This window comes from Adhaeribacter aquaticus DSM 16391 (assembly GCF_000473365.1).
Classification (GTDB): Bacteria; Bacteroidota; Bacteroidia; order Cytophagales; family Hymenobacteraceae; genus Adhaeribacter; species Adhaeribacter aquaticus.
The window spans coordinates 970,247-983,812 of record NZ_KI421517.1 but is presented as its reverse complement, the minus strand read 5'-3'; the positions used below and the strand labels follow the sequence as shown (position 1 = coordinate 983,812).

General features: G+C 41.1%; 10 protein-coding genes and 1 riboswitch. Of the genes, 2 read left to right on the top strand and 8 right to left on the bottom strand.

Annotation, left to right across the window (positions count from 1 at the left end):
• Window positions 1–36: 36 nt before the first annotated feature.
• Together ADHAQ_RS0106260 and ADHAQ_RS0106255 are read left to right on the top strand one after the other, a co-directional pair.
• Window positions 37–573, top strand: a complete 537-nt coding sequence (locus ADHAQ_RS0106260) for a 3-hydroxyanthranilate 3,4-dioxygenase (protein ID WP_026462211.1) — start codon at window positions 37–39, stop codon at window positions 571–573.
• A gap of 126 nt (window positions 574–699) precedes the next feature.
• Window positions 700–1,113, top strand: coding sequence for an OsmC family protein (locus ADHAQ_RS0106255; protein WP_026462210.1), 414 nt, complete (start codon window positions 700–702; stop codon window positions 1,111–1,113).
• A 74-nt stretch (window positions 1,114–1,187) separates the two neighbouring features.
• Here ADHAQ_RS0106255 and ADHAQ_RS0106250 read toward each other — a convergent pair whose 3' ends face one another.
• The 8 genes from ADHAQ_RS0106250 to ADHAQ_RS29020 all read right to left on the bottom strand — a co-directional run bounded on the left by ADHAQ_RS0106250 (window position 1,188) and on the right by ADHAQ_RS29020 (window position 13,526).
• Window positions 1,188–2,498: a DUF4302 domain-containing protein gene (locus tag ADHAQ_RS0106250; protein ID WP_026462209.1), complete on the bottom strand. Its 1,311-nt coding sequence runs from the start codon at window positions 2,496–2,498 to the stop codon at window positions 1,188–1,190.
• 34 nt (window positions 2,499–2,532) lie between these two features.
• A complete protein-coding gene (locus ADHAQ_RS0106245; RefSeq protein ID WP_026462208.1) occupies window positions 2,533–3,378 on the bottom strand; it encodes a zinc-binding metallopeptidase in 846 nt (281 codons plus the stop codon).
• A gap of 13 nt (window positions 3,379–3,391) precedes the next feature.
• Entirely contained in the window at window positions 3,392–4,846 is a 1,455-nt protein-coding gene (locus ADHAQ_RS0106240) for a RagB/SusD family nutrient uptake outer membrane protein (protein WP_026462207.1), read from the bottom strand.
• A gap of 18 nt (window positions 4,847–4,864) precedes the next feature.
• Window positions 4,865–8,269, bottom strand: coding sequence for a SusC/RagA family TonB-linked outer membrane protein (locus ADHAQ_RS0106235; RefSeq protein WP_026462206.1), 3,405 nt, complete (start codon window positions 8,267–8,269; stop codon window positions 4,865–4,867).
• Window positions 8,270–8,547: 278 nt separating this feature from the next.
• Window positions 8,548–9,120 carry a hypothetical protein gene (locus tag ADHAQ_RS24715; RefSeq protein ID WP_051359750.1) on the bottom strand — a complete coding sequence of 191 codons (573 nt, stop codon included), beginning with the start codon at window positions 9,118–9,120 and terminating at the stop codon, window positions 8,548–8,550.
• Window positions 9,121–9,515: 395 nt separating this feature from the next.
• Window positions 9,516–10,418: a PhzF family phenazine biosynthesis protein gene (locus tag ADHAQ_RS0106225; protein WP_026462205.1), complete on the bottom strand. Its 903-nt coding sequence runs from the start codon at window positions 10,416–10,418 to the stop codon at window positions 9,516–9,518.
• Between the two features lie 106 nt (window positions 10,419–10,524).
• Complete coding sequence (locus tag ADHAQ_RS0106220) at window positions 10,525–11,691, bottom strand: trans-sulfuration enzyme family protein (protein WP_026462204.1); 1,167 nt, start codon at window positions 11,689–11,691, stop codon at window positions 10,525–10,527.
• Window positions 11,692–11,698: 7 nt separating this feature from the next.
• A riboswitch (SAM riboswitch) is annotated at window positions 11,699–11,799 on the bottom strand.
• A 191-nt stretch (window positions 11,800–11,990) separates the two neighbouring features.
• Complete coding sequence (locus tag ADHAQ_RS29020; protein WP_026462203.1) at window positions 11,991–13,526, bottom strand: TSUP family transporter; 1,536 nt, start codon at window positions 13,524–13,526, stop codon at window positions 11,991–11,993.
• Window positions 13,527–13,566: the final 40 nt, after the last annotated feature.

The following is a 13,566-nucleotide window of genomic DNA, read 5'->3' as shown; positions in this document are numbered from 1 at the left end:
TAAATATTTTAAATGAACTGTTAATAAAGATATCGAATGGCTGTAACAAGACCTTTTAATTTTCAGAAATGGATTGATGAGCACCGGCATTTACTAAAGCCTCCGGTGGGTAACTCTCAAGTGTTTAAGGATAATAAGGATTTTATTGTAATGGTTGTAGGAGGGCCTAATTCCCGAAAAGATTTTCATTATAATGAAGGAGAAGAGTTCTTTTACCAGTTAGAGGGTGACATTAATGTTCGGATAATTGAGGATGGAAAACCGGTTGATGTGCCTATAAAACAAGGTGAAATATTTTTGTTGCCAGGAAAAGTACCACATTTGCCACAGCGTCCGGCTAATACCATTGGCCTGGTAATTGAACGATACAGACAAGCGGGGGAGCAGGATGGCTTCCTATGGTTTTGTGAAAATTGTGGCACCAAACTTTATGAAGAATATTTAGAAGTAACCGATATTGTAAAACAGCTGCCGGAAGTAATGAATAGGTTTTATGCAGCTGAGGAAAAGCGTACCTGCAAAAGTTGTGGTACCGTGATGGCTCCTCCTCAACCAGCAAAGGCCTCTGAATAATAAAGGTATTTTTAGCAGGAATAACTAGTAGGAGTACCGTTATTAAATTATTTTTGCAGCAGTTATGTTATAATAAAGTAGTAATGTTAGATTTTTCTAACCTCCTGCTACTAAAGGATAAAAAATATGAAAGTAGAACTCAGGCGCGTAAATGATGCCTTCCATTTTGAAGCAGTAGGTGCAGCTAATGTTGCTGTGCATATAGATGGCTCGCCGGATATTGGTGGAGAAAATGCTGGTGCCCGTCCCATGGAAATGATTTTGATGGGTTTAGGGGGCTGCAGTGCAATTGATATTGTCTTGATTTTGCAAAAGCAACGCCAGGTTATAGAGGACATGGCTATTACTATTGAAGCAGAACGGGTTCCTAATGAAACTCCTTCCGTTTTCAAGACTATTCATGTGCACTATAAGTTTAAAGGCGATTTAAATGAAGAAAAAGTAAAACGAGCTATTGAGCTTTCTATGGATAAGTATTGCTCCGTTACAGCCATTTTAAATAAAACAGCAGAAATTACGCATAGCTATTCTATTAACTAAAGGGCTGGTAAAGCTGCAAATAAAAAGGGCTCTACCAACTAAAGTACAGCCCTTTTTATTTGCAATACTTCCTGTTAAGAATTGTAGAGGTTAAGCCAGGTTTTGCCATCCTTGGCACTAACCAAATCTATTTGGGTACTAGATACCTGTACTACATAAAAGCCTTGCGGATCGGTCCAAATATTTTTCATGGCTGTCACTTTAGGTTCATCCGCTGGCGGTACGGTTCCTAAGGTGCCAAATTCGGTATAAACAAGTCGCCCATCCTGTGTAACCGTTGGAGTAGCAGCTGTGCCATAGCCAATATATGCCTGACTCTGACCCGGATCTAAAAATATATAGCCCATCAAATCATAGGACGTAAAGCCAGATGCACCAAATTTTGGCCAGACTACCATAAAGTAGAAATTAGGGATTTCGGCAATTTTTAAAGAATCAATTTTCCCATTTATAGTAAAGCCGGCTTCAGCTATCCAATAGTCATCGCCGGTAGCCAGGTTTACAAAATTTCTGGCGGCTTGTGCATCAATTCTGGCCGGCCTGGCAGATTCCTGAATGCTTCCGGCTGTATTATTAGCATTAAAGCTTATTCTTCGGAGAGTGGCATTATACTGTACGTTAGACAGTGTTGTAATGGAAACACCGCCTGCAGTAAAAGCATTGGAGAGAGCAACACCGTTTTCAGTATAGGCAAAAGGAGTTGTAAAAGATCTGGATACATTCCCTTCAAAATAAATAAAGGTTATAGTTCTTGCATTTATATCTACATGAACATCATATACAGCAGAGCCAAGCGTGAGCCGTTTAAAATAAGTAGTAAACCTGGTAATAGATTCAAAAGCCCGGGCGGCAGCTGTAATACGAGCTACATAGTTGGTAGCTTCGTCTTGAGTAGCTTTGGTTAAAACCAACCGGCTACCCTGCAAATTACCCGTTAAGGTTATGGTTTCCGGAGTTACAGATTCAAACGAAAATTCAAAATCAGAATACTTTCCCTGGCCAACATCGCCACCACTCTTCCTCGGATCCGGATCTCCTATAATATGCAGGTAAGAATATGTATCAAATAATAGAGTAGGTTTCTGAAGCGCTTTAACCCGATAAGTACTTCCCATAGGGGTGGCACTGCTGGCATCCACATCACCGGCCATAGTTACCCGGTCATCGGTGCCAAATTTCATGATAAAGCTATAACCAGCCCCTTTACCGGTATGTAGTACGGCTTTCCAGCCAAAGGGAGCAGTAGTTAGCTGGTTTTTATACTGGGTAAGTGTTTGATTTAAACGTTCATCAGGCCTCTCCCCAGGAGCCGGATCATCTTCCTTTAATTGGCAGCCTGCAAGTAAGCTGATTATGAGCAAACTAAACAATACTATTTTTTTCATGTTCTGTACTTTTACTGGATGAAAAGCTTCCCTACTATAAAGAGTTGATAGCTGCCTGAGCCTTGGACTGTAAACTGTAGAAATCTATGTTCCAGGCTTCCTTATAATACCTTACAACCAGCTGTTCTTTTTTTCTGAGAGAAGCTTGTGCATCAGCGGGAAGGCTATTTACAATGGCATCGAAACCTGCTTTGCCTTCTATCAGCATAATGGAAATCATTTCCACAAAATCATCATCCGGGTTATTGCGCGCATATTCTGTGATAAAGCCGCGCGAACGGGCATCTTCCAGTGAATAATCGTTCCAGCTGGCGGTATAGCTCGGTGTTATGGTTTTGTAATCAACCGAGTACATGACCGTTTGGTGCAGAATATGTCCAAATTCGTGATGAATGGTGTGCAGCATTTGTTTTACTTCTGATTTTTGTTTTTTATCAAAATCATTGATTACAAACAAAATTACCTTGCGCCCGCCTTCAGCCGCTCCTAATTTTATGGTGTTGTTATTATTATACTCGGCACTACCCACCAAAACAAATTGCTTCGGTGACAACCTTTTAATAAACGTTTCGCCAGCTTGCTGCTCATATGGTTCTATCCAGGTTCTCTTTATCGTTTCCATTACCGGAATAACCTTGTCTTCGCGTACGGGAGAAAGAACTTTGCCAAGAGCAACCTCATACCGGTCGAAGCGGTATTTTACTTCAATGTTATAAGGGTTGATGTAATTTTGCTCCAGCCAGTTATCTACCTGTCCTTTCGTCCAGGTGTCACCACCTATGCCGGTCAGGTCGGTATCCAGGTTCTCTTTTTCTGAACAGGCAGCTATAATCCCAACCGATAAGAGAATAAATATTATGTTAGAATAGAATGTTTTCATGGGTGAATAAATTTTAACGCGGATTTTGGGCAACTCCTGCTAATTTAACTTCCTGCGGCAATTGTAATAAACGGCGCGGATCATTGGGACCCAAGGTAAAAGATTGTCCTTCTACAGTAGTATGTTGAACGAGAATATTATGGCGTAGGATATCAAACCAACGCATTCCTTCCTGCGCAAATTCGGCGGCTTTAAAATCGAGTAAAGCCATTAATAAACCTTGTTTCAGGTTGGTGGTGCCGTAGTAGCTGGAAAGCTTAGCATTGGTTATGGCATGGTGCGTGGCATTATAATTTTCAATGCGGGTACTGGCATAGCTGTTAAGATCGGTACGGGCCGCTTCATTATTCCCTAATTCTAAATTAGCCTCGGCCCGGTTAAACAATACTTCTTCTGCTGTAAATAAAGGAAAGATGGTATACGGGAAACCAATATTTGCATTCGTGCTTTCCCGTACAAAGTGCTCCCTGAATTTTAAAATAACCCAATTGTTATCGCCTTGGGTGTATAAAGGAAAAATCCAGCGGGCGCCGGTAACATTATTGCTTCGGAAATATTTATTTACAGTAGGCGTAGCTAATCCATAACGGTAGGTAGCATAATTACGGGCCCAGTTAGAAGGTGCTTCTACTAAAAGTAAATTAGCCGTTTCAGTGGCCTGGGTGTAAATAGCCAAGCCCTCTTTTGCAGTTAGTTTGCTGTAAACACTTACCCAGGGGCGCAGGTTAGAACTAATATTACCACCCGGAAAAACCTGATTAGCATGCTGTATCACTTTCTGGTAATCCTTTTTAAATAAATAAAAACGGGCAGCAAAGGCATTAGCAGCGGCTGTATTAAAATGGTATTTTGGAGAACGATAAGCGTTGTTATTAAGCAAAGGCAAACCCTCTAGGAGATCTTTTTCTATTTGTTCATAAACATAGGCTACTGTTTTACGGTCGTATTTGGCCAATACTACTCTTTCGGGCTCAGTTACATAAGGTATGCCCGGATCTGAAGCAGCCGTGGCTGGAGTATATACTTTAGCGAAAAGCGTAACCAGCATAAAATGGGAATAAGCCCGGGCTACTAAAGCTTCTCCTTTCTGGGCTTTGTAATCATCTGGGTTTGAAGCTTTGTTTATGGCATCCAAAGCCTGATTAGCAGCAGCAATGGCGGCATAGCAGGCAAACCAATAGTTATTGGGCGAACCCTGATTGCGGTCTATCACATCCTGGAAAAAGTATGGGTTACGATTTACCTCTTCGGTTTCTACATTGTTGGTGCCTTTATCCATAGCCAGATCTGACATGGCTTCGGTGAAAGTAGCGTAATCCGCCTGCGGGTAAGCTGTTGTCAGTAATTCACTAACTTTTTCAACCGAATTTAACTGCGTCCGCTGGTCTACAGCTTGCTCCAGGTAATCTTTGCACCCGGTGTTTACAAGTAGGCTACAAAGAAAGGTATAAGTAAGTATTTTTTTCATTTTAATAATAAGCAACTGCTATAAACCAACTTTTAATGATAAAGTAAACTGCCGTGGTATAGGTAAGGCAACTCCTCCTGATCCAAAAAATTCCGGGTCCTGTCCGTTTAAACGTTTATCAGCATATAACAAGAATACATTGTTGGCTACCAAACTTAACGACATAGTAGATAGGCCAATAGCACTGGCCCGGTTTGCCGGAAGGTTATAAGTAAAGGATACTTGCTTTAACCGGGCAAAGTCGCCGTTCACTACCCGAGCCGAAGAATAATTGTATACATTATATGGGTAGATGCCCCCTAAATTCGCTACACTTGTCCGGTCCAGAATAGAAGGGATATTGGTGTTTTCTTCGTCTCCCGGTAATGTCCAGCGGTTAACAAAATCTTTTGGCATAGCATCTAAATCAGTATAACTGTTTCTAAAGGCAGGTCTTAACCTAATTTTGTTCCCGCCACTGAAAGTTATTAACCCGGAAAGGGAGAAATTCTTGTAGCGTACTGAATTAAACCAGCCACCTGTAATTATGGGATCAACCGGACCTTCGTATTTCAGATGTTGTGTTTGATCACTTTGCAAATAAACATTCCCGCTTTTTTCACCATTTTCATTTATGAATAAAGGAGAGCCAGTATTAGGATCAAGTCCTTCAAAAGGAATGGAAAATAAACCTCGGTAGGGGTATCCCTGCTTTGGACCACCTTCTGGGCTTACCAAGGAAAAAATATCAGGGTTATTCTGTAAGTTGGTAATTTTGCCTTGATTATAACCCAAAGTAAGCTGAGTACGCACGCCCCAATCTGTTTCCTGATATATATTACTGCCTAATGTTAGTTCAACCCCGTGCGATTGCATATCGGCGTAATTGGCAATTTTAGTAGATTCGCCGCCAATACCAGATGTTCTGATTAATCCTATCAGATCAAATCCTCTTCTCAGGTAGCCATCTATGGTTAATTGGATTCTTTCATTAAAGAAACCGGCATCTACGCCTACGTTCGTTTCGTATTGTTTTTCCCATGTTAATTCCGAATTTTCCAGGTTCTGAATGTAAATCATAGATTCTACTTCCGATAAATAAGGCCGACGGGTGCTGCCATTCTGCAAAACCAAGCTGGAGTTGGTAGCACTGCCCATACTGGCGGTAAGCCCGTAAGTAGCCCGCAACGTTAACCGGTTAACAATGTCCTGTTTCTGCATAAATGGTTCTGTATCAACATTCCAGGAGCCACTTATGTTCCAGGTAGGTAACCACCGGGCCTGGCGCGATTGGCCAAGTAAATTAGATCCATCGTACCGAACGGTACCGTTAATATTATATTTGCCTAAATAAGAATAAGCAGCATTCGCCATATAAGCCAAGAATCGGTCGTAGCGCATGCGCATGCTGTAATAGTTAAAGTTGTTTTCTATATTTTGCTTAAGAATGCGGTAGTCTATGTAAGGAACTCCTCCTTTATCGTACTGATAGCCAAAGCCGTTAAAAGTTCGGTTTTGGCGGTCGGCGTAGCGTAATTCCTGCGATGCAAAAAAACGAATGGTATGGATATTATTAAATTTTTTGTCCCATTCCAGGGCGTTCCGCAGGTTATAACTTACCAGGTTATCATCGTTGGTATTATAAAAGCCCCCATAAGGCAAAACAACTACCGGTTGTGCTTCCGGGTCGTCGGGGTCGCGGTATAAGAATTTATTGCTTTGCTCAATTGTTGCATCGCCAGCTGCCCGATAAGCATTAGCCATGTTAGCGTTTTCATTTACTTTATGCTCCTGGTTGGTTTTAGCGTAGCGGAGAGCTCCTAAAAAAGAATATTTAAGGTTGTTCCGTATTTTGTAGGAAAAATCACCTTGCAGTTTTAAATCCAGTACTGATAAGTTTAGAGTGTTATTTTCTAATTCGTCCAAGATATTAAAAGGAGCAAAGTTGCGGCGGAAATATTCCCGTTTACCATTCTCATCAAAAGCCGTTAAGGTACGGCTGGTATTAAGAGCATAACTAAAAGGGTTAATATCGAAGTCCCGATCAAACTGGCCGGTTACCGGGTTGCTGATCCGGCCCACTGTCCCGGGTACCCGCTGATCCCGAATGGAACCTTGCGTAATTAAGCCTAAAGTTATTTTATCAGAAACATTAAAATTGGCCCGGGCATTTCCGGTAAAGCGTTTAACCTGGTCAGCTACTGTCCAGCCATTATCTTGCAGGTAGCTGGTGGAAAAGTATAATTGGGATTTTTCGGTACCGGAGGCAATACTAAGCGAGTGCTCCTGCATAAAAGAATTCTTAAATAAAGTGTCAAACCAATCGGTATTAGTTTGGGCATAACGATTTAAGAAGTTAGCGCGGTCTTCGGGCGTATTTCGTAAACCATAGGTGCCATTGGTAGCATCATAAGAATTGATAAGATCATACATTTTTGTGTAAACACCACCATCCTGCCGGCGGGAGACATCAGCATGGTTTAACCAGCCCTTTCTAGCCATTTCGGCATAAACCGACATTTGGTCGGCCGAATTCATAATGTTGAAAGAGTTGTAAGTAGGCTTTAAATAAGAGGTATAGTTGCCGGTATACGAAATAACCGGTTTACCCACTTTCCCTTTTTTAGTAGTAATTACCACCACCCCATTCATTGCGCGGGCTCCATATAATGCTGTGGCCGAGGCATCTTTCAAAATCTGAAAACTTTCAATATCATTCGGGTTCAAGCCAGCTACTGAAGAACCTATCAAGGTAGAAGGATCTCCGGTTGATAATTGCTCATTGGATACGTTAACAATATCTTCCAGCACCACCCCATCCACAACCCATAAGGGCTTATTATCGCCGGTAATGGAGGTGGCACCCCGCACCCGTATTTTAGGCGCAGCGCCAAAAGTACCTGAAACATTTTGTACCGATACGCCAGCTACCCGGCCTTCCAACATTCGGCTTACATCGTTTACACCTTCGCGCTTAGCATCATCTGCTTTAAGTAAGGCTGCCGAGCCGGTGAACATTTTGCGGTCTATAGTTTGGTAACCAGTAACCACTACTTCTTTTAAAGAACTTACATCTTCCTGAAGGGTAATGTTAATGGTAGTACGACCAGCTAAGGCTACTTCCTGGGTTTTGTAGCCTACCATGGAAAATACTAAAATAGCATTATCGGGCACTGTTAGCTGAAAATTGCCATTAATATCGGTTACGGTTCCGTTAGTAGCTCCTTTTACTGTAACCGTTATGCCGGGACTTGCTTCGGCTGCGCCACTGGCGCCCTGGGTTTTTACAATGCCCTTTACCACCACATCTGCTAACGTTTCCCGGACAAAAAATAGGGGGGAGGAGGTTGCGTAGGCAGGTGAGGTGCTGGAATATATAATTGCCATTACTGGCAGAATAAGCTGTAATCTTCCCTTTATCTTTTTGTAAAAGGTATTATCCATAAATTATAGAGAGTAAGCGTGTAGTATAGTATATTCCCGGATTTAATGAGTACCTAAAATAAACTTATTATTTTAGTTTGATAATTTAAATATTGGTCTCCTTATAACCTAATAATAAGGTATTTATTATATAAATAAGGCAAGAAATTGCTAAGCGTATAAATTCAATATTTTTTAATTTCTACGTGGTAAAAGGAGGTCTTATTTGACAAAGATTATTAAACAAAAAAGCTACTCATAATTTAGAGTAGCTTTTTAAAAGGGCAACACCAGTTATTTTATAAACTTACTTTTTTTACCTGGCTTTCGTTTATGTTATAGTACTCAGCTACTTCTTTGTAGTTTTTGTAGTCTGGTAGTTTTCCGGCTAATCTTCCTGTTTTAGGTGCACCAGGAACCACTACAATTCTAAAGGTTTGATTTGTAGTAAAATCATTAGATAAATCCTCTGGTTTTGCGGCATCTAAAAATATAATAACTCCTGCCTGGGCAAAGGCAAAGTTATAGGTAATAGCATCATTGTTGGTGTAGTAGGTTTGTGGTAAAGGGCTCCAGAAAGGCATATTATTCTGAACGGCAGCCAAAATATAAACCAATACTACATCAGAGGCGCCTAGGGTAATATTAGCCTGAGAGAAATTCAAACCGGAAGAGTACTGATTTTCAGCAGTAAAATTAACCTGGGTCACATCTACAACAGTGGCTGTTGATGAAGCTCCCGCTGGTCCTGCCGGTCCCGCTGGTCCTGCCGGTCCTGCTGGTCCCGGAGGTCCTTCTGCCCCTTCAGGGCCCTTACATGCTTGTGAAAACAACAAAGCCAAAATAAAAACAAAGTGTAGTAAATTCTTCATGTTCTAAGTAATTAATGAAAGAAAATAAGGAATGATAAAAAGATTTATGAATAAATTAATAAGATGTAATCATTAGTACAAACATTAAATAAATAAAATATATTGCCTAACTAATCTTTGTTTTTTTTCTGCAGTTGTTACCCTGTTTTATATATTACCTAAAACCCATAACCTGGAACACGGAAAATTATGCCTGACGGGGCTAAGCCCTATTAGTTGTGCAGGGTAATAAACAATAGAAAAGTACAAAGAACCAGCGTTTCCTTAAATAGTAAGAAATTTTAATATAGTACGTTCCTATACGTACTAGGTTAGTTTTTAAGGGGTGATTTTGAATTTATTAAGATATCTGATTTTAATCCTGCTAAATATAGGTACTGCCACCCACTGTTTTTTTATAAGTAAAGGTACCCTTCGCCTACAAATGCACTATTGCCGCCCACTTTTACAGAAGTAATTTTATTTTGGCTTTGCTCAATGGTAATATGTAAAATGCTGGGCCTGCCCATTTCAAAACCTTGTTCACAGATAATTTTGAAAACAGATTGCTCTGGCGTGAGACCATATTTAACCAGGTAGCAACCCAATGGTCCTGCTGCACTTCCGGTGGCCGGATCTTCAGGAATGCCAAAAGCGGGGGCAAACATGCGGCCATGTACAGTGTTGCCTGGTAATTCTGTTTGGGTAGAAAAAAGAAAAACACTTTCGGCTCCAATCGTATTTAATTCTTTTTCCAGAACATCAGCTCGGAGTTTAGCTTTTTTTACTGCATCCAATGTTTTAAGTGGAATATAAAAAAAAGGAACCCCGCATGATACCACCTGGGCCGGAAGAGAAGTTTCAATATCTGCCGGAGAAAGAGATAGTAGATCGGCTAAAACCTGAGTGTCGGTGAAAGTTTGCCCAAACTGTGGTAAAGGCTGCCCCATAGTTATTTTACTTAGGACCTTATTCTGCTCCTCAATATCAATTACAATATCGCCCACACCCTCCTCAAAAATTAGTTGGTTATTTTTTGCGGTTAGGTATTCCTTTTGCAGTAATACAAACGCAGTACCTATGGTAGGATGTCCGGCCATGGGTAGTTCTTTACCAGGGGTGAAAATACGTAACTTGATATCATTAGCCGGATTTACCGGGGGTAAAACAAAAGTAGTTTCGGAAAGGTTAAGCTCCTTGGCAATTTTTTGCATCAGATGCTCTGGTACTTCCTGTCCTTCCGGGAAAACGGCTAACTGGTTGCCACCAAAAACTTCGTCGGTGAAAACATCAACTAAATAATAATGAAGCTTACGCATAGTTAAAGTAGGAGCCGGACAAAATTCAGAACATTGTTTACATTTCAAAATAATAATACCACCCCTGATTCTTACAGATGGGGGTGGTATTATTATTTATACTTATTTATTTAGAAGCTTCCAGCGCTCTTTCTATATCCTGAATAATATCTTCTTTGTTCTCTAAGCCTACCGAAATACGTACTAATCCATCAAAAATGCCTACTGCTTCGCGCTCTTCTAAAGTAAGTTTAGAATGCGTGGTAGAAGCAGGATGCGTGATGGTGGTGCGGGAATCGCCTAAGTTAGACGTTTTTGAAAGCATTTGCAGGGCATCAATAAATTTATGTGCCCGCTCGTAGCCACCCTTCACAATTAAAGTTACAATGCCGCCACCTTGCTTCATTTGTTTCTTGGCCAACTCATATTGTGGGAAAGAAGGCAAAAACGGATAAGCTACCGATTCTAATTCAGCGTGTCCATCTAATTGTTCGGCTAAAGCTAAAGCACTGCTACAATGGCGATCCATCCGCACTGGTAAAGTCTCCAGGCTCTTAGACAAAATCCAAGCATTAAACGGCGACATAGAAGGACCGGTATGGCGCGCAAAAAATCTAACTTCTGAAATTAAATCTTTCCGGCCTAAGATAGCACCACCTAAAACACGGCCCTGGCCATCAATAAATTTAGTAGCCGAGTGAATCACTAAATCAGCGCCAAATGCAATTGGGGTTTGTAAGTAAGGCGTAGCAAAGCAATTATCTACACTTAAAATTAAGTTATGCTTCCGTTTCAGGTTGCCTAACCATTCTAAATCTATTAACTCTAATTGCGGGTTAGAAGGCGTTTCAATGAAGATTAACTTGGTATTTGGCTGAATTAAGCTTTCCCATTCTTCTGGTTTACTTACATCGGCGTAAGAGCTGGTAATGCCCCATTTCGGTAACACTTTAGTAAGCAACTGGTGCGAAGAGCCAAAAACAGAACGGGCAGCTAGTACGTGATCGCCGGCCTGTAAAAAAGCGCCAAATCCAACAAAAACGGCAGCCATACCAGTAGCGAAAGCAAAACCATCTTCAGCGCCTTCCAGCAAACACATTTTTTCAATAAATTCTGATGTGTTCGGGTTAGAGAAGCGGGAGTAAATATTGCCTTCAATCTCGTCAGCAAATAAGGATCTGGCTTGTTCAGCCGATTCAAAAGTAAAGCTGGATGTTAAGTAAAGCGGAACGGAGTGTTCACGATTCTGTGATTGGCCACTCTGGGTACGGATAATTTCTGTGTCTTTGTTCATTTTTATTGGTTTATATTTCCCATTTGGGATAGGATTTGGCACCTTTCAGTTTGTCTGCGGTTGCCAGAGGGTCACGGAGCCTATTCTCTCGCCTCTTCTTTATAAATCAATCCTCAAAAGTAGGGAAGCGTAATATGGGTGCAAAAGTAAGCAACTTTTTGTGTAATTGCTAATTCTGGTTAGCTTATATAAAACTAGCTTTTCTGCCTTTAAATATTACCTGGTAAAATCTAAAGGCAGAAAAGCTAAAAAAGAAGTTTATAGCTAAACTAGATGATAGTTTTCAGATCAGATTAAGTCTAAAATAAGGAGGTATATATATTACGCATACTGACAATTATTACAACTAAACCTACCAATATCATCATGGTTTTAACAGGTAAGCGGCGGGCTGCAACAGCAGCAATTGGCGCTGCTACCATGCCTCCTAATACCAGGCCCAGTACTACCTGCCAATGGTCTAAGCCAATAAGGGTAATAAAGGTGGCGGAACTGGCAAAGGACACAAAGAATTCAGTTAAGTTAACTGATCCAATGGTATACATCGGGTGACGACCACTAGCAATCAGGGATGACGAAACGATTGGGCCCCAACCACCTCCACCGATAGAATCCAGAAAACCACCGGTAAGAGCCAATAAGCCCATTTTACGGATCTTCTTTTTCTTGGTATGTTGTTGAAGGGCTTTCCGAATAATTACAAATCCTAAGCAAAAAGTGTATACGGCAACAATTGGCTTTATTACGTGGGCGTATTCTTCGGCAGATGATAAAACATAGGCGCCTAAGATAGCCCCTAACACACCCGGTAGTAATAAGGTTTTAAATAGTTTACTGTTTACATTACCAAAACGCAGGTGCATCAAACCGGAAACACCACTGGTAAATATTTCGGAAGCATGTACGCTAGCGCTGGCCGCCGCCGGTGGAACCCCAAAAGATAATAAAAAGGTGGTAGCACTTACGCCGTATGCCATACCCAGGGCACCATCAATCATTTGGGCAATAAAACCACCCAGCATAAACCATAAAATATCTTCGTCCAGGCTATTGTAGGTTTGTACTGCAAAGCCACTTAACTCGTCAACCGGAATAAAGCTGAACAGCACATGGCCAATAATCATTAAAGCCAAAGCCGATAAACCGATCAGTATTCTAAATTTCCAGCTGTGACGGATGAAAATAGGTTTCTGCACCTCTGGGGCAGGAGCAAGGGCTTGGGCATCCGGATTTTGTACGAGCGAAGCAGTTACCTCATTCAGCTGTTTCACTTTTTGGGCAAAATCTCCTTTTAATGAATTTCGGATTTGCTCCATGTTTTGCAGTACATCTTCAATCTCGTCCGGGAAAGTCTCATTTAAAACCTCTTTTACCCGCTTGGCTACGGTAGGTGATTTGCCATTGGTGGAAATAGCAATTTTTAAATTGCCCTTCTGCACAATAGAGCTTAAGTAAAAATCGCATTCTTCCGGGGTGTCGGCCACGTTGGCTAACATTTTCCGGGCTTTCGCCGCGGTTTTCACTTCTGAGTTAACAGCTTTATTATTAGTAGCAGCAATTACTAAATCTTTGCCATCAAGGTCTTCCGGGGAAAACTCTTTCTGAATTAAGGTTAGATTAGGATACTGTTCTACCAGAATGGCAATTTCTGGTCTGATTTCTGGTGCTACTAAGGTTATAGTGGCTTCCGGGCTATTGCGCAGAACAGCGGTAATTTTTTCTTCTCCTACATATCCGCCGCCCACAATTAATGTATGGAGTTCGTGCAGCTTTAGAAAAACCGGGAATAAGTGGTTTTCAGTAGTAGTTGTTGTCTTCTCGGTTTCGGATAACACTTGAAATAATATTTGTCGATAGAATTAGTATACAAAAATA